This is a genomic window from Aquibium carbonis, from assembly GCF_003970795.1.
In the GTDB taxonomy this organism is placed as follows: domain Bacteria; phylum Pseudomonadota; class Alphaproteobacteria; order Rhizobiales; family Rhizobiaceae; genus Aquibium; species Aquibium carbonis.
In genome coordinates this window covers 35,503-52,500 of sequence record NZ_RWKW01000069.1, presented here as the reverse complement: position 1 = coordinate 52,500, position 16,998 = coordinate 35,503, and the positions used below count along the sequence as shown (strand labels likewise).

17 protein-coding genes are annotated in these 16,998 nt (G+C 67.4%); 2 read left to right on the top strand and 15 right to left on the bottom strand.

Annotated elements, in window-relative coordinates:
* On the bottom strand, nt 1-1,055 hold a 1,055-nt coding region (locus tag EJC49_RS17910; protein WP_126701305.1), incomplete at its 3' end, for an aldehyde dehydrogenase family protein.
* Nucleotides 1,056-1,215: 160 nt separating this feature from the next.
* Between EJC49_RS17910 and EJC49_RS17905 the strand changes: the two genes are divergently transcribed.
* Nucleotides 1,216-2,127: a LysR family transcriptional regulator gene (locus EJC49_RS17905; protein WP_126701304.1), complete on the top strand. Its 912-nt coding sequence runs from the start codon at nt 1,216-1,218 to the stop codon at nt 2,125-2,127.
* A gap of 36 nt (nt 2,128-2,163) precedes the next feature.
* Here the strand turns inward: EJC49_RS17905 and pldH are convergent, their stop codons facing one another.
* The 7 genes from pldH to EJC49_RS17870 form a co-directional block, all read right to left on the bottom strand.
* Entirely contained in the window at nt 2,164-2,910 is a 747-nt protein-coding gene (gene pldH, locus EJC49_RS17900; protein ID WP_126701303.1) for a pyridoxal 4-dehydrogenase, SDR-type, read from the bottom strand.
* Nucleotides 2,911-2,941: 31 nt separating this feature from the next.
* A complete protein-coding gene (gene ppaT, locus EJC49_RS17895; protein WP_126701302.1) occupies nt 2,942-4,120 on the bottom strand; it encodes a pyridoxamine--pyruvate transaminase in 1,179 nt (392 codons plus the stop codon).
* Nucleotides 4,121-4,129: 9 nt separating this feature from the next.
* A complete protein-coding gene (gene pldA, locus EJC49_RS17890; RefSeq protein ID WP_126701301.1) occupies nt 4,130-4,936 on the bottom strand; it encodes a 4-pyridoxolactonase in 807 nt (268 codons plus the stop codon).
* Nucleotides 4,937-4,984: 48 nt separating this feature from the next.
* Nucleotides 4,985-5,920, bottom strand: a complete 936-nt coding sequence (locus tag EJC49_RS17885) for a putative B6 ABC transporter permease subunit 1 (protein ID WP_126701300.1) — start codon at nt 5,918-5,920, stop codon at nt 4,985-4,987.
* A 3-nt stretch (nt 5,921-5,923) separates the two neighbouring features.
* Nucleotides 5,924-7,018 carry a putative B6 ABC transporter permease subunit 2 gene (locus tag EJC49_RS17880; RefSeq protein ID WP_126701299.1) on the bottom strand — a complete coding sequence of 365 codons (1,095 nt, stop codon included), beginning with the start codon at nt 7,016-7,018 and terminating at the stop codon, nt 5,924-5,926.
* On the bottom strand, nt 7,015-8,565 hold the full coding sequence (locus EJC49_RS17875; RefSeq protein ID WP_126701298.1) for a putative B6 ABC transporter ATP-binding protein: 1,551 nt from the start codon (nt 8,563-8,565) through the stop codon (nt 7,015-7,017). The genes EJC49_RS17880 and EJC49_RS17875 overlap by 4 nt, the downstream gene beginning before the upstream one ends.
* A 73-nt stretch (nt 8,566-8,638) precedes the next feature.
* On the bottom strand, nt 8,639-9,679 hold the full coding sequence (locus EJC49_RS17870; protein ID WP_126701297.1) for a putative B6 ABC transporter substrate-binding protein: 1,041 nt from the start codon (nt 9,677-9,679) through the stop codon (nt 8,639-8,641).
* A gap of 86 nt (nt 9,680-9,765) precedes the next feature.
* Here EJC49_RS17870 and EJC49_RS17865 point away from each other — a divergent pair, with 86 nt between their 5' ends.
* Nucleotides 9,766-10,173, top strand: a complete 408-nt coding sequence (locus EJC49_RS17865; protein WP_126701296.1) for a hypothetical protein — start codon at nt 9,766-9,768, stop codon at nt 10,171-10,173.
* Between the two features lie 20 nt (nt 10,174-10,193).
* Here the strand turns inward: EJC49_RS17865 and EJC49_RS17860 are convergent, their stop codons facing one another.
* The 7 genes from EJC49_RS17860 to EJC49_RS17830 all read right to left on the bottom strand — a co-directional run bounded on the left by EJC49_RS17860 (nt 10,194) and on the right by EJC49_RS17830 (nt 16,992).
* A complete protein-coding gene (locus EJC49_RS17860) occupies nt 10,194-11,201 on the bottom strand; it encodes a TRAP transporter substrate-binding protein (protein ID WP_126701295.1) in 1,008 nt (335 codons plus the stop codon).
* A gap of 18 nt (nt 11,202-11,219) precedes the next feature.
* Nucleotides 11,220-12,491: a TRAP transporter large permease gene (locus EJC49_RS17855; protein WP_126701294.1), complete on the bottom strand. Its 1,272-nt coding sequence runs from the start codon at nt 12,489-12,491 to the stop codon at nt 11,220-11,222.
* Nucleotides 12,488-13,042: a TRAP transporter small permease gene (locus EJC49_RS17850; RefSeq protein ID WP_126701293.1), complete on the bottom strand. Its 555-nt coding sequence runs from the start codon at nt 13,040-13,042 to the stop codon at nt 12,488-12,490. Before EJC49_RS17850 ends, EJC49_RS17855 begins: the two co-directional genes overlap by 4 nt.
* Nucleotides 13,043-13,046: 4 nt before the next feature.
* Nucleotides 13,047-13,976 (bottom strand): 5-formyl-3-hydroxy-2-methylpyridine 4-carboxylate 5-dehydrogenase, encoded by a 930-nt coding sequence (gene fhmpcd1 / locus EJC49_RS17845; protein ID WP_126701292.1) that lies wholly within the window; start codon nt 13,974-13,976, stop codon nt 13,047-13,049.
* Between the two features lie 88 nt (nt 13,977-14,064).
* Nucleotides 14,065-15,678, bottom strand: a complete 1,614-nt coding sequence (locus EJC49_RS17840) for a GMC family oxidoreductase (protein WP_126701291.1) — start codon at nt 15,676-15,678, stop codon at nt 14,065-14,067.
* Nucleotides 15,679-15,740: 62 nt separating this feature from the next.
* Entirely contained in the window at nt 15,741-16,466 is a 726-nt protein-coding gene (locus tag EJC49_RS17835; RefSeq protein ID WP_126701290.1) for a class II aldolase/adducin family protein, read from the bottom strand.
* A 67-nt stretch (nt 16,467-16,533) separates the two neighbouring features.
* Nucleotides 16,534-16,992 (bottom strand): YbhB/YbcL family Raf kinase inhibitor-like protein, encoded by a 459-nt coding sequence (locus EJC49_RS17830; protein ID WP_126701289.1) that lies wholly within the window; start codon nt 16,990-16,992, stop codon nt 16,534-16,536.
* Nucleotides 16,993-16,998 lie beyond the last annotated feature (6 nt).

Genomic DNA, 16,998 nt, shown 5'->3' with positions numbered 1-16,998 from the left:
GCCGCCAGCGCCTTCTGCATCCCCTCGAAGGCCTGTTTGTCGATCAGCGGCCCCACCAGCGCCGACGTCTCCAGAGGATTGCCGACCGAGACGCTCTCATAGGCCTTTTTCAGGCGCGGCACGAGCTGGTCGTAGACGCTGTCGTGCACGAACAGGCGCCGCAGCGTGGTGCAGCGCTGGCCGGCCGTGCCCATGGCGCCGAAGGCCACCGCGCGCAGCGCCATGTCGAGATCGGCCGAGGGGCAGACGATGCCGGCATTGTTGCCGCCGAGCTCCAGGATCGAGCGCGCGAAGCGCTTCGCCAGGCGCGGGCCGACCTCGCGGCCCATCCGCGTCGAGCCGGTGGCCGACACCAGCGCCACCTTTTCATGGTCGACCAGCGCCTCGCCCACCGCGCGGTCGCCGATCAGCACCTGCGACAGGTGCTTCGGCGCGTCGCCGAAGCGCGCCAGCGCCCGCTCCAGGATGGCCTGCGAGGCAAGCCCGGTCAGCGGCGTCTTCTCCGACGGCTTCCAGACGATGCTGTTGCCGGCGACGAGCGCCAGCGCCGCGTTCCACGACCACACCGCGACTGGGAAGTTGAAGGCCGAGATGATGCCGACGACGCCGAGCGGGTGCCAGGTCTCCATCATCCGGTGGCCGGGGCGCTCGGTGGCGATGGTCAGGCCGTAGAGCTGGCGCGAGAGGCCGACCGCGAAGTCGCAGATGTCGATCATCTCCTGCACTTCGCCGAGCCCCTCCGAGGCGATCTTGCCGGCCTCGATCGAGACCAGCCGGCCGAGATCGGCCTTGGCCGCGCGCAGCTCCTCGCCCAGCAGCCGCACCAGCTCGCCGCGCCGCGGCGCCGGCACCAGCCGCCAGGCCTTGAAGGCCTCGTGCGCGGCATCGATCGCGGCGTTGGCGTCCGCCGCCGAGGCGGTCGTCACCTGCGCGATCGGCTCGCCGCTGACCGGGCTGAACGAGGCCATGTCGCCGCCGGTCCACGCCGCGCGCGCCACGCCCAGCCTGTCGAGCAATTCCGCCGTTTCCTGTCTCACGTCGACGCTGGCGCTCATCGATTGTCTCCGTCCTTCAATCCATCGGGGTGGCGCTGAATTCAACACCGGTCGACGCCGGCCGTCGAGGCATCGCCGGTCGTCATTCTGGCATTTGATGATAAGCCAGGCCATATGGGTCGTATCATGCCATCTTGGCCTGTCTTGATGCGAGAACGGAATGAACCTGAGCCGCACGCTGATCCCCGACCTCACGATCCTGCAAGCCTTCGAGGCAGCCGCGCGGCACGGCAACTTCACCAAGGCGGCAGTGGAGCTGAACTTGACCCAGAGCGCGGTGAGCCGGCAGGTCAAGACCCTGGAACAGCAGCTCGGCGTGCTTCTGTTCGAGCGCGTCCGCAAGCGCGTCCTGCTGTCGGGCGCCGGCCATCGGCTGCTGCCGGCGGTCCGGCGGCTGCTCACCCAGGCGGAGGACATGGTGCTCAGGGCGCGTTCCAGCGCCGACGGCCGGACGGCGCTGAAGCTGGCCACGCTGCCGACTTTCGGCAGCCGCTGGCTCCTGCCGCGCCTGCCGGGATTCCTGGCCAGGCATCCGGGGGTGGCCGTGGACATTGCGTCGCGCGCCCAGCCCTTCGACCTCAAAGCGGAGGATTTCGACCTCGCCATCCACTACGGCCAGCCGATCTGGGCCCATGCGACCTGCACCTATCTGTGCAGCGAGGTGATCCTGCCGGTCGCGAGCCCCGCGCTGGCCGCGTCGAGCGGGGTCGCGGTGCCCGAAGACCTCGACGGGCAACCGCTGCTGCACCTCGCGACGCGGCCAAAGCTCTGGGCGGACTGGTCCCGGATGACCGGGCTGGGCCTCGAGCACGTCTATCGGGGCCACCGTTTCGACCAGTTCGCCATGATCATCGAGGCCGCGGTGCGCGGCATGGGCCACGCGCTGCTGCCGCTGTACCTCATCGAGGACGAGATCGCCTCGGGCCGCCTCGAGGTGCTGTTCGACCAGCCGATGACCACCGATCTCGGCTACTACGTGGTGTTGCCCGAGGCCAAGCAGGACAACGCCCTGGCGCAGGCGTTCCTGTCCTGGCTCCTTGCCCAGGTCGGCCAGCCCGTGGTCCCGGCGTAGCGGTGTTCCCCGGGCCGGCCGTTCGCGATCCGGACCTCAGTAGCGCACCATGCCCGCATCGACGTTGATGGTCTGGCCGGTGATCCAGCGCGCGTCGTCGGAGGCCAGGAAGGCCACCACGTCGGCGATGTGCTCGGGCTGGCCCTTGCCCTTCACCGCCTGCAGCATCTCCACGAAATCGAAGGAATCATTGGGCGGGCTCACCTTGACGCCGTCGCTCTCGACCAGGCCGGGCGCCAGGGCGTTGGCCGTGATGCCGTACTTGCCCATCTCGGTCGCCAGAGCGCGGGTGAAGCCGACGACGCCACCCTTCGCGGCCACGTAGGCGGCCATGTTCGGGGTGCCGGCGAAGAAGGCGTTCGACGCGATCGAGATCACCCGGCCGGCCTTGTTCCTGGCCCGCATCTGGTCGGTGGCGGCGCGGGTGACGATGAAGGTTCCGGTCAGGTTCACGTCGATGATCTTGCGCCAGTGGGCGAGGTCGACGTCGTCCCACGCCACGAAAGGCACGATGGACGCGTTGTTGACGAGAATGTCGACGCCCCCCGTCTTGCCGTCGATCTCGGCGAGCATCGCCGCGACGGCCTCGGGGTCGGTGACGTCGGCCGTGATGGCGAACGCCCCCTTGCCGATCTCCGCCGCGGCGGCCGTCGCGCCCTCGCCGTTCATGTCGCTGACGATTACCTTGGCGCCATCGGCGGCGAGACGCGCCGCAATCGCCTTGCCGATGCCCTGGGCCGCACCGGTGACCAGCGCCGTGCGCCCTGAAAGTCTTCCGCTCATTCTTGCTCTCCTCTTGTCCTGAACTGGTTCATCATGCGTCTGCGTCGCTCACGGCCATCGCCGCCGCGACGGCGGCCCCGACGTCGGCCTCGTATCCCTCGGCCCGCAGCGCGCCGCCGAGGGCCGCGAGCGCGGCCACGGCGTAGATCGGCTGGGCGGTCGGTCCCATGTGTCCGATGCGGGTGAGCTTGCCCAGCGTCTCGCTTCGACCCGACGAGAAGACGACGCCGTAGCGAGCGCGCACGGCGCGCCGCAGCGCGGCTTCATCGATGCCGTCGGGCGTCCTGACCGCCGTCGTCGTCGGCGAGGCGATCGCCTCCCGCGCGGCCCACAGGGACAGTCCCATGGCGCGGATGCCGGCGCGCGTGGCCTTGGCGGTCAGCGCGTGGCGCGCCCAGACCGCCTCGGGCCCCTCGCCCAGATAGAGGTCGAGCGCCACGTCGAGGCCGTTCATCTCGGCGACCGACGGGGTGAACGGGAACGGCTCCGCGCGCGACCAGGCCTGCTCCCAGTCGAGGATGGACAGCATCGAGGCGCGGGGCGCCGCCGGATTCGCCTTCATCTTGTCCCAGGCGCGCGGGCTGACGCCCATCATGGTCAGTCCCGGCGGCGCGCCGAGGCACTTGTTCGGCCCGGTGACATAGAGGTCGGCCTTGCAATCCTCGGGATGGGTCTTCATCCCGCCGAACGACGACACCGCATCCACGATCAGATACGCGCCATGCGCCGAGACCAGCGCGCCGATCTCGTCGATCGGGTTGATCGTGCCCGACGGCGTGTCGTGGTGGCAGACCGAGACGACCGATACCTCCGGATGCTCGCGGAGCATGTCGCGGACGGCCTGCGGATCGATCGCCTCGTTGTAGGCCGTCTCGATCTCCAGCAGATTGGGCGAATAGCGCTTCGCCCAGTAGCCGAAGCCCTTGCCGTAGACGCCCGACGCGAGGTTGAGGACGGTGTCGCCAGGGGTGATCAGCGACGCAGCCGCGGCCTCGAGACCCAGCACCGGCTCCCCGTGCAGGATGACCGGCCGGGTCGAGAGCCGCATGGCCCTCCGGGTCTTGTCGACGACCTTCTCGTAAAAGGCCTGGAAGGCCGGGTCGTAGTCGTAGAGGACGGTTCGCCCGAGGCCGCGCAGCACGTCCGGATAGGCGTTGACCGGCCCGGAGGTGAGCGTGAGCACCGGCTCGGCGTGGTCTGAATAGCGCATGATCCCACCTCAGCCGTAGAACTGAGTGCCGGTGCGGTAGGTCCTGTAGTTTTCCATATCGTGCGAATACATCAGCTCGGCGTCCTTCTCCTCGGCCAGTTTCCGGACACGGTGCATGGACGCGACGCCAGCGACGGGATCGATGTGGAAGGAGGCCTGGCACAGCGTCTCGAGGCTCTTTTGCGTGTAGGCGGCGTCGATCGTGAACAGGATCGGGCGGCGGGTCTGGAACTCGACCAGCAGGCTGTAGTGTCCGATCGAGTGCCCCGGCGTGAAGATCAGATGGACGCCCTTGGCGAGCTCGACATCGCCCTCGATGCCCTCGAAGGTGGAATTGGCGCGGGTCGTGCCGGCCATGAGCTGGTCGGTCATCCCCCTCGCCTCGGCCGCTTCGGCTGAGAAGCTGACGTCGGAATAGCCGAGATGCTCGAACGGCTGCGGGTTGCAGGCCTGTGGCACTTCCAGCCTGTGGCAGATCTTCTTGGCATCCGGGAGATGCTTGTTGCCGCCGCAATGGTCGAAGTGAAAATGCGAATTGAAGACGACGTTCACGTCCTTCGGCTCGAGCCCGATCAGGCCGAGCGCACCGGGGATCGTCTGCTCCTTCGTCTGCATGGGCTTTTCGAAGGGAAGTACCTTCATGACATGGTCGTAATCGAAGCCCGTGTCGAACAGGAAGCGGCCTTCCGCGTGCTCGACCAGGATCGAATAGACCGGGAAACGCACCTCGCCGGCCGGGCCGCGGTTCCAGAAGACGTGATAGCCGTCGATGACGAGGGAACCCCCATCGAGCAGGTAGACCTTGGTGTCCGTCATGATTCACTCTCCTTCTTTTGCGCGGGTTCCCGCCGCGTCGTTGCTCTGTCAGCGCGCTCCGCGCTCGTAGGGAATTCCAAGGGCAGCCGGGAGGCTGGCCCGGCGGCCGAAGAGAACCAGCATCGCCATCACCGCCAGGAACGGCAGCATCTGGATGAGGTCGGTGGGAATGTTGATGCCGGCCACCTGCGCGGCGGTGGTCAGCGACAGGCTGGCGCCGAAGATCAGCGCGCCGATGAGCACCCAGAGCGGCCGGCCCCGCGCCAGCATCGCCAGAACGATGCCGAGGAACCCGGCCCCGTTCGTGATGAAGGGAATGAACAGCCCGGCCCCGACATTGGCGAGGTAGGCGCCGCCCAGTCCGGCCATGCCGCCGGTGAACAGCACCGCCACGGTGCGTGTGCGGATGACGTCGATGCCGGCGACGTCGAGTGCGGCCGGCTTGTCGCCCGCGGCCTGCAGGTTGAGCCCCAGCTGCGTGCGCCGGTAGACCCAGACCATCACCACGACCATCGCCACCGCGAGGTAGACGATCAGGTGATGCCGGAACAGCGCCGGTCCCAGCACCGGGATGTCGGAGAGGAACGGGATCGCCGTCACCTCGGCAGCCGGCAGCCGCGGATAGGAGCGGGAAAACTGGAAGTGGTGGAGGATGGCCGTGAGGCCTTCCAGTCCGAGGGTCAGGGCAATGCCGATGACGATCTGGTTGAGGCCGATGCGCACGCACAGCAGCGCCATGAGGGCGGCCACGGCGATGCCGCCCACGGCCCCCGTGAGGAAGCCGAGCCAGAGCGATTCGGAATAGTAGGCGCCCACGAAGCCGAGATAGGCGCCCGTGATCATCATGCCCTCGATGCCGATGTTGAGCACGCCGGCCTTTTCCGACATCTGCTCGCCGAGCCCGGCCAGGAGCAGGGGGATGGCCGCCGTCACCGCGCCGAAGAGCAGGGCCGCCAGGAAGGTGTCACTGAGAAATCCGCTCATCGCTCAAGCCCTCCGCGCCTGGTTCAGCCGGTTGTCCAGATACTCCGCGATCGCCAGCGTGATCAGGACGATCGAGATCAGGACGAGGGTGAAATGCTGCGGCACGCCGAGACGCCGCGCCGCGCTCTCGCCGCCGATCGACAGCACCGACAGCAGGAACACGAAGCCGATCGCCGCAAAGCCGTTCATGCGCGCCAGGAAGACGACGGGAATCACGGCCAGGCCGTAGGCCGGGTTCCAGTCGGCCCGCACGTTGCCCTGGATGCCGATGATGTCGATCGCCCCGCCCATGCCGACCAGCCCGGCCGAGATCGCAAAGACGGCGACCGTCAGCAGCGGCACGTCGAGGCCGGCATGCACCGCCGCGCGCGGATTGGCGCCGACGATCCTCAACCGCAGACCGAAGGCCGTGCGGGTCATCATCAGGTGGACGACGACGATGGCGACGAGCCCGAAGACGAGGCCGCTGGTGATGGTGGTCTCGAACAGGCGCGGCAGGCGGTCGGCCACCGCCAGCGTGCGGGTCTGCGGCACGGTCGTGCCGGGGTCGAGGAAGACGAGCTTGACCAGCACGTTGGCGAGCGACACGCCGAGAAACGACATCATCAGCGTGGTGATGATCTCGTTCACGCCCTGATAGGCGCGCAAGAGCGCCGGAACGAGCGACCAGACCATGGCGACCGCCGTGGCGATCAGGAAGGCCGCGAAAAGCGCGAGCCAGCCGGGCAGCGCCTGCACCAGGAAGGGCGCGCTCGCCGCCGCGCTGACGGCGCCGAGCAGGAACTGGCCGTCGCCGCCCAGATTCCACATACCGGCCCGGAAGGCGACGATCAGGCCCGCCGCGATGAAGAGCAGCGGCGCCATGCGCGTCAGCGTCTGCTGCAGCCCCAGCGGCGACAGGAGCCCGCGCTCGACCACGAGCCCGTAATAGGCGAGCGGATCGACGCCGACGGCGACCAGCACGCCGCCCGCCAGGACGAGGGATATCAGGATCGGCCCCAGCGTGATGAGAAGGCGGCGGCCGATCTCGCGCCCGACGGGCTCGGCGGCCACCACGTCCACGGCACGGCTGGTTGCGGGGCTGGTGTTGTCGGTCATGCGGCAAGTCCAATCATGAGACGGCCGACCCGCTCACCCGCACCCTCGCCATTCTCGACGGTGCCGACGATGCGGCCCTGGGAAATCACGGCGATGCGGTGGCACATGGACAGGAGCTCCTCGAGATCGGTCGAGATCAGGAGCACCGCCAGGCCCTGCCCGGCGATGTCGCGAATGCGCTGCCGCGTCGCGAGCGTGTTGGCGAGGTCGAGGCCGTAGGTGGGCTTGTTGAAGATCACCGCCTGCGCCCCGTCCGCCAGTTCGCGAGCAATCAGCACCTTCTGGATGTTGCCGCCCGACAGGCGGCCGATCGGCGTTGCGACGCCGGGCGTCCTGACATCGAACTGTCGTGTCAGTTCCCTGGCCCGCCCCTCGATCTCGCGCGTCCGTTCCATGCCGGACCTCCACAAGGGCGGATCGCCGATCTGCTTCAGGAAATAGTTGATCGAGACCGGGAACGTTCCGACGGTCCCCTCGCCCAGACGGTCGTCGGTGAGGTAGCGCAGGCCCTTGCGGCGGCGTCCGCCGACGTCGAGCCCATCGAAACGCTCCCCCGCCAGGATCACGCTGCCGCTGCTGGCCGAAAGCTGACCCGCCAGTGCTTCCGCGAGCTGTTTCTGGCCGTTTCCGTCGATGCCGGCGATGCCGAGGATTTCGCCGCGTCCGACTTTGAAGGAGATCGCCTCCAGCGCCGGGGCATCCGACACGGACGCGACGTTCAGGTCGCGTACCTCTAGCAAGGTGTCGTCATTGGCGGCACGGGGCGGAATCGAGACCGCATCGCCGTCGGCCTGACGGCCGAACATCAGGGTCACGATCTCGTCGACCAGCGCTTCGCGGCCAAGCGCGCCAAGCCGTTCCGGCGCGATGTCGCCCACCTTGCGGCCGAGCTTGAGCACGGAGACGCGGTCGCCGAAATCGGCGGCTTCGCCCAGCTTGTGCGTGATGAAGACGACGGCGAGGCCGCGCTCGACCAGGCGGCGCATCAGCGCTCCAAGCTCGGCTGCGCCCTGCGGCGTCAGCATCGACGTCGCCTCGTCGAGAATCAGCACGCGGCTGTCGCGCAGCAGCGCACGCACGATCTCGACCTGCTGCTGTTCGCCGAGGGACAGTTCGGAGACTTGAGCGCTCAGATTGATCTCGATGCCCAGCGGCCGCGCGATTTCGGCAACGCGGACGCTCAGTTCGGCGATCTTCGGGCGCTGCCACCAGGGTCCGCCCAGCGCCAGGTTTTCCGCGACGGTGAGCGTGGGCACCAGCATGTTGTGCTGGAAGACGGTGCCGATGCCGAGCGACAGGGCATGGCTCGGAGAGCGGATGGCGATCTCCTTGCCGTCGATCAGGATCCGTCCGCCGTCGGGCTGCTGCAGTCCCGACAGCATGCCGATGAGCGTGGACTTGCCGGCGCCGTTCTCGCCCAGCAGCACGTGCACCTCGCCTGCGCGGATGGCGAGGTCGACGCGGTCATTGGCGACGATGCCCGGAAATCGCTTCGTGACGCCTTCCAGCACGATGATGGGCGGGGCCGGTTGCTGCGGCTGCAACATGGTGATCGGTAATCCTGTTCTGCTGGCTTGGTGGCGGAAGGAGCAGTTCGCCCCTCCCGCCTGTCTGCGCCCGCTACTGCGCGGCCGCGGACACGTCGGTCATCAATGCCCGAACCGCGGTCGCCTCGAAGACCGGCTCGATCGTGATCTCGCCCGAGAGCATCTGCTCGCGGATCGCCTGGACATCGGTCCAGACGTCGTCCGGGATCTCGTCGGTCTTGAGCAGCTTCACCGAATCGTCGGCGAGACCGATCGCATAGCGCTTGGTTCCGAAGGTATCGTCCTGCAGATCCTTGATCATCGCCGCATAGACCGGGGTGATGTCCCACACGACCGAGGAGAGCAGGAAGCCCTTGCCGACCGAGGTCTTGTCGCCGATCACGTCGATGAAGAGCACCTTGCCGCCATCGGCGGCCGCGGTCGTCTCGACCGCCTGAAGCATGCCGAAGCTGGAACCGTTGCCCTGGCCGAAGATGATGTCGGCGCCGGCCGCGATCACGCTTTCGGTCACGCGCCGGCCACCGGCCGCATCGCTGTAGGCGGCGGGCCCGATCACGGCGTAGGTGATCTTCACCTCGGGGTTCTCCGCCTTGACGCCCTGCGCGAAGCCGGCCGACTGCGAGTTCCACGACGGCGGCTCGCCGGACACGACGATGCCGACATGCTTGGACCGGCTCATCTTGGCGGCCATGCGGCCCGCCAGATAGGCGCCCTCGTGTCCGCTCAGCGTGTAGTCGGCCACCAGGCCGGCCTTCAGCGCCTGCGGCGAATCCACGATCGCGACCGGCACGCTGGTCTCCTCGGCGATTTCGGGCGCCGACGTCGCATAGCCGCTGGCATGCGCGATGATGAGGCTGGCGCCGTCGGCGGCGATTTCACGCAGGGCCGGGCGCACATCGCCATAACCGAGGCCCGAGGCCACGATCACCTCGATGCCGGCCGCTTCGGCCGCGGCCTTGGCCGCGTCGACACCTTGCTGGTTCCAGCCGAAATCGGTGCCTTCTTCCGGGGTCATGATGGCGATGGACTTCACGTCGGCGGCGATCGCCGTTCCGGCCATGAACACCGCGGTCACTGCGGCGAGAACGCCGCGCTTGATCAGGTTGGTTGTCATTTCAGTCTCCCATTTTGAGTTTTGACGATGACGTTCCACGTAATTTTGCTATTGCTCCGAGACACTTGCACCGGAGGTCTGTTTTCGTGCGTTCACATCTCCTTCTTGCTGGAGCCGCCTGTGCGGTGTTCATGTTTCCCGTCGCCGCCGCGGAGACGGTGGACCCTCGCGGGCTGGTTCGCCTCCCCGTCGACGTTCGAAATTCCGGCGATGCCGTCATTCGCTGCCAGGCCGAGATCGCGCACTGGTTCGCCGCCGACCTGGCGAGCATCGAGCCCGGCCAGCAGGCCAGCCTCGACCTGCGCTACGACACGGTGAGCGGCGCCTGGGCGACGATGAACGTGCATGGCGAGGCGCTTCCGCTCGAGCGCGCCTGGTGCGGCGTGGAAGGCCGCACCTACGAGACGCGCTTCGATCTCGACCTGGGTCGTGACCAGCCGCAGGCGCGACGGCTCGACTGCCGGGCCGAAGGCGCCGGCCTGACCTGCCGCTGAACCCGGGCCGGTCAGCCCGCTCACTGGTTTGCCCTGGCGGCGACCAGCGCCTGAAGACGGTCATATTCGGCCTTGACCGCCGGGTCGGCGGCCAGAAGCTCGGCGGCGAGCCTGGAGAACCCGTCTTCCATCGTCGCCTGGTCTTCCGCCGACAGTTCGTTGATCTTGCCGCCATTGTCGGTCCAGACCTTGTAGGTCTTCTCGACGTTCTCCACGCCCCACGGGAAGACCTGCTCTTCGGCGGCGCGGCCTGCCTCGACGATGGCGGCCTTGGCCTCGTCGGTCTGCGCCTGGAACCATTCCTCGTTGACGACGGTCACCGAAACGATCTCGGCGAAACGCAGGTCGAGGATGTTCTTGCCGACGTCGTAATACTTGAACGCCGTCAGGATCGGCATGCCGACCAGCATGCCGTCCAGGCCGCCGGATTCGAGCTGCGGGATGACCTCCGTCAGCGCGAGCGGCAGCGGCGTGGCGCCCAGCAGCTCCATCGGCTTGATCTGGAGCGGCGATGCGAAGGTGCGGATCTTCAGTCCACGCAGTCCCTCGAGCGTCGTCACGTCGGCCTTCGTGAAGACGACCGTCGGGCTGTTGTAGATCGCGCCGATGACGCGCAGCCCCTTGTCGAGGAAGAGCTCTTCGAGATGGCCGCGATAATCCTGATCATGGATGGCCGCCCGCACGTCGTCGGGAGACTTGAACAGCCCCGGCACGTCGAACGCCTGGAAGCGCGGATCGACGTTGGTCATGAAGGACGTCGGGGTCGTGAAGGCCTCGATCGTTCCGAGCAGCACGCCCTCGGCCATGCGGGGAATCGCCCCGAGCTGGCTCGCCGGATAGATCTCGGTCTTCACGGCGTCGCCGATCCGGGCCTCCAGCTCTGCGGCGAAGACCTTCTGCCACTCGTGCTGGACGTCGTTGATGGTGGCGCTGGCCAGTTTCATCGTGCTCTGCGCGGCAGCCGGCGCCAGCGAGACCAGGGCCAGGGCGGTGCCGACCGCGGCGATTCTGAGGAGTTTCGACAGCATGGTGTTCCCTTTTTTTTGCTAGAGAGATTGGCCGAGTGCCAGCGACAGGGCCGGCACGTAGGTGATGATCAGCAGTGCCAGGATGAGCACGACCACGAAGGGCGCGACGCCGCGGTAGAGCGCATGGACCGGCAGCCCGGTGACCGACTGCGCCACGAAGATGTTCAGGCCGAACGGCGGCGTGAACATGCCGATCGCCAGATTGACCGTCATGACGATGCCGAAGTGGATCGGGTCGATGCCCAGCGAGACCGCGATGGGAACCAGCAAGGGCGCGAAGACCAGGATCGCCGACGTCGGGTCGAGGAAGCAGCCGATCACCAAGAGCACCGCGTTGATGGCGAGAAGGAACATGAACGGGGTGAGCTGCAGCGCGTTGATCCAGGCGATGATCGCCTGCGGAACCCCCTGCGTGGTCAGCATCCAGGTGATCACGCTCGCCGCCGCGACGATGATCATGATCTGGCCCGTCAGCATCGCGGCGTTGCCGGCCGCCCGCACCACCTCGCGCAGCGTCATGGTCCGGTAGATGAACAACGCCACCACGATGGCGTAGACGCAGGCGAAGCCCCCCGCCTCGGTCGGCGAAAACCATCCGTTGTAGATGCCGCCGAGCACGAAGACGGGCATCAGCAGCGCCCAAAACGCGTCTTTCGTCGCCTTGAAGGCAATGCCGGGCTCGAAACGCCCCTGGCTGGGAATGCGGTTCCTCACGGCGACGATGACGATGAAGCCGGCCAGCATCAGCGCCATCAGGAGCCCCGGCAGGACCCCGGCGATGAAAAGCCGCGGGATCGATTGCTCCGCCGCCAGGCCATAGAGGATCATGGCGATGCTGGGCGGAATGGCGATGTCGATCGCCCCGCTCGACGCGATCAGGCCGCCGGCCCGCGCCTTGCCGTAGCCGGCATCGACCAGCTTCGGGTAGAGCGTCTTGCCCATGGCCGCGACGGCCGCGACGCTGGATCCGCTGATGGCGCCGATCGCCGTCGAGGCGCCGACCGTCGCGACGCCGAGGCTTCCGGGGACGCGCCCCACCATCGCCATCGCCCAGTTGATCAGGCGATTGGCGATGCCGCTCGTGCTCATCAGTTCGCCGGCAAACACGAAGAAGGGGATGGCGAGCAGCGCATAATTGTCGAAGCCGCCGAACAGCACCTGCTGGAGGGCCACCGGCGGCAAGGGCAGGACGAACATCATCGTCACCACCACGGCGGTCAGGAACACCAGGAAAATCGGCGTACCGACGGCAAGCAGAACCAGCGGCAGGATGGCGAGCGACGCGATCATGGCGCCATCCTGGTGTGCGGTGCGTTGCGAACCAGCGCGATGACGTCCCGCACCAGCATGAAGGCCCCGGCGACGGTGAGCCCCGCAAAGCCGGCGAGCAGCGCCGCGTGCGGCACCGTCATGGGAACGCCGAGCCCCATGGAGGTGACGCCGAGCCGCGAGATCCGGCCGATGAACAGCCAGGACGCATAGGTGGCATAGCCGCAGGCCAGCACCGCGGCCGCATCATGGATGACGTGAAGGAGGTGGCGGGTTCGCCCCGACGTGTAGATCGGCAGGAGATTGACGTTGATGTGCGACCGCATGATCAGCGACAGCACCGCCGCCACCATGACCACCCAGATCACGATGTAGACCATCAGCTCGTCCGCCCCCAGCGGCGACACGCCGAGCAGGTACCGGCTGACGGCGTTGACGAAGTTGATGCCCACGACCAGAAGCAGCGCCAGACCGAGCAGCGTGTGAAGCCCATTCATGGCCAAGCCCGCGACGCGCGACGGCGCGGACTGCCGGTCGGCCTCGTTCAGGGGCTGGCGCTCGACATGGGCCATGGACCTAGTCGCCCCCTTCGAGAATGCGCCGGATGGCGACGAGCTTCCGCGCCCGGTCGCGCTGAAGCGCGGCGATCCGGTCGGGGGTGTAGCTGTACAGCCCCTCGCCGGACTTGATGCCGAGCTTGCCCGAGGCGATCTGCGTGCTGACGAGCGGAGCGACGTCCTTCCGGTCCGCGAGATCGGCGTTGAGGAAGGACGAGACCGAATGGTAGATGTCCATGCCCGCCATATCGAGCAGCGCCACGGGCCCGATCACCGCGAGCTTGTAGCCGATGCCCCAGGACACGCAGGTGTCGATGTCCTCCGGCTCGATCACGCCGCGCTCGACCAGATCGACCACCTCGCGCAGCAGGGCGTAGAGCACCCGGTTCTCGACGAAACCCGGCACGTCCTTCTTCACCACCACCGGAAGCAGCCCGATGGAGCGAATGAGGTCGCGGATGAGCTGCACGGTCGCCGGCGCCGTCCGTTCGCCCGCGATGACCTCGATCATGGGGATGATGTGCGGCGGATTGGACCAGTGCATTCCCACCATGCGGGCAGGATTGGAGATATGCGCCTGCAGCCGGGTGATCGGGATGCCCGAGGTATCGGACGCCACGATCGTGTCGGCGGGGATCAGCCCGTCGATCTGCCGATAGACCTCGGCCTTGATCTCCTCCTTTTCCGGCACGTTCTCGATGACGAGATCGGCGCCGGACACGGCATCGGCGATCACCTCGGTGAAGCGGATGGTTCCGGCACCGCCCGAAGGCGGCGCGATCCCAAGCGAGTCGAGAACGCCGTCGGCGACCGTCAGCGCCGCCCGGGCGCGCTCGATGGCTGCCGGCGCGACGTCGTAGGCCACCACGTCGAGACCGCCGCGCGCAAGCCGCGCGGCCATTCCCGGCCCCATCGTGCCAAGGCCCAGGATTGCAACCCGTCGTATCATCGTGCCACCTCCGGCGTCGGTTGAAAGGCGCGTAGAGCGCATGCGCCGGCCGGCTTGCTGTCGCGATGACGGCGTTCAGGATCGCGCATCACGAACTCGCTTCCTTGATGAGATCGGCGGCCTTCTCGGCGATCATGATCACCGCCGCGTTGATGTTGCCGCACACGAGGTCGGGCATGACCGAGGCGTCGACCACGCGCAGACCCGCAAGGCCGCGGACGCGCAGCTGCGGATCCACCACGGATTCCGGATCGGCGCCCATGCGGCAGGTGCCGGCCGGGTGATGCACGGTGATCGACGTCTGGCGGATGTGCTCGTCGATTTCCTCGTCGGTCTGGCACTTGGGTCCCGGGAAGAACTCGGCCGCGACGAAGGGCTGCATGGACGGCTGCGCCGCCAGGTCGCGCGCGACCCTGAAGCCGGCGCGCAGGGACGCCCAGTCCTTCGGAGACGCCAGGAAGTTCTGGTGGATGAGGGGCGCGGCCGAGGGATCGGCCGAGGCCAGCCTGACCTCGCCCCTGCTCTCGGGCTGCGTCGCCACGACCCGCGTCGCGAAACCGTCCGGGAACGGCGCCTTGAACGGCTCGAAATAGGGCCAGGCCGCCAGCGGAGCTGCCGTGAACAGCAGCTGCACGTCCGGCAACGGGCGCTCCGGCCCGCTTTTCAGAAACGCCACCACGCCGCCCGGAACATCGCCCGAAAAGCCCGTCCCGGACAGGAAGGTCTTGATGAAGTCCAGCCCGATGCGGTCGGCGCGCATCATCTTGAGGAACGGTCCGGGCTTCCGGCGCCGATACATCAGGATGACCGACACATGGTCCTGCAGGTTCTTGCCCACGCCCGCCAGGTTCAGCTGGGTCTGGATGCCATGCGCGGCGAGCTCGTCGGGGGCGCCGATGCCCGACAGCATCAGGAGCTGCGGCGTATTGATGACGCCGCCGGACAGGAGCACCTCGCGACGGGCGAGCACCGTGCGTTCCGTGCCGCGATGGCGAATGGTCACGCCCGTGGCGCGGGTGCCCTCGAGCACGATCTTCGTGGCGGTCGCCCTGGTCAGCACCGTCAGGTTGGGACGCTTCAGCGCCGGCCGCAGATAGGCGGTGGCGGTCGAGGCGCGGCGTCCCTTCGAAATCGTCATCTGCAGACGGCCGAAACCGATCTGCTGCTCCGCGTTGTAGTCCGGCGTTTGGGGATAGCCGGCCTGCACGCTCGCTTCCGCGAAGGCGTCGATCAACTCGTCCTTGTAGCGGCAGAACTGCGTGCTGACCGGACCGGAGCCGCCGCGATAGGCGCTTTCGCCGCCCTCCCAGCTTTCCTGCCTGCGCAGATAGGGAAGCACCTTCTCGTAGGACCAGTCGGTCAGGCCTGCGGCCGCCCAGCGGTCGTAGTCGCCGCGATTGCCGCGCACATAGGCCATGGCGTTGGTGGAGGACGAACCGCCGATCACCTTGCCGCGGGCGCATTCGACCCTGCGGCCGCCGACATTGTGCTCGGGTTCGCAGAAATACATCCAGTCGTGACGGCGTTCGGTGAGGATCTTCCCCCAGCCCAGCGGGATGTGGATCATCGGATCGCGATCCCAGCCGCCGGCTTCCAGCAGGAGCACCTTGCAGGCCGGGTCCGCGCTCAGCCGGTTGGCGAGCACGCACCCGGCAGACCCTGCCCCGACGATGACGTAATCGTAGCTCTCAGCGTGCGGCATCTGCGTTGGTTGCCTTCCCGCTCTGGTGTTGCGTCAAATGGCCCGACTTGTCCTTGCGGACGTCACGCCAGCAGGCCCGCCTCCCTCAGCCGCTGCGACCAGTGGTTCCAGCCGCGATCGATCTGGGCGCCGACCAGCTTGCCGGCCGTCTTGACCTCGCCCGGCGACAGATACTTGACGTTGCCGACCTGCAGGCCGGCCGTCAGCGCGGCGGCTTCCTGCTCGAGATAGTAGGCGCGGAACACCGTCTCGCGGACGGAGTTGCCGACGTTGACGACACCATGGCGCGCCATCAGCACCACAGGCGCCTGGCCGAGGCTTTCGGCGATGTCGGCGCAGACGCTCGGGCTGCCGCCGAACAGATCCGTCGCGTCGCCGAGCTTGTCGCGGATTTCGTAGACAGGCACGGATTCGCCCATGAACGCGCCCATGTGCGTCACCGGCCGCAGCGGCGTGTCGGTGAAGCAATAGGGCAGCACGGCCGGCGAATGGGTGTGGAGCACGCACTGGACGTCCGGCCGCGCCTTGTAGATCTCGCTGTGGATGTAGCGTTCCAGGTAGGACGGACGGTTGTCGGTGGTTTCGCCGTCGAGATTGAAGCGCAGGAAGTCGTCCGTGGTGATGACGGTGGGCGCGAGCTTCCCGGCCAGGAAGAAGCTGCCCGGATCTTCGGGATCGCGGGCGCTGATATGGCCGAAGACGTCCATGACGCCTTCGTGCACCAGGATTTTCGTCGCCGTCACGAGATCCTGGAAAAGCTGCCGATGGACGGAGCTGTAGTCGGTCATGTCTTGGTCTCCCATTCGGCAACGACGGCGATGTTGTTGTTTTTGTTGGCCGCCGAAGCCTTCGAAATCACTTGTTCTCGTAGAGCCCGACGATGCGGTTCTGCTCGATGATGTTGTCGGCGTACCGCTGCAGGAACTCTTCGCGAGTCGGCGTTCCCTCCACGCTCGTGTCGAGGGCATACACCCAGAAGTAGTAATGGTGAATGCCGTGGCCGGCCGGCGGCTGAGGTCCGTAGTACTGCATGGCGCCCGCGCCGTTCGGACCCACCCGGTACTTCTCCTGAGCGTCCGACAGGTCGGTGGCCCTGGGGTCGATGCCGTAGACAGTCCAGTGCGTGAAACCGTTCGCCAGCGGCGCGTCGGGGTCGTGGCAGATCACCGCCAGTTCCTTCGCCTCGGCCGGAACGCCGCTCACCGTCAGGCGCGGCAGCTTGTTGCCCTTGTCGCCTGCGTGCTCGTCGCGCAGCTTGCCGAGCGGCTCGAAGTCCGACGACGTGATCTTCAGATCCTTGATGTTCAGGGGCATTTCGAT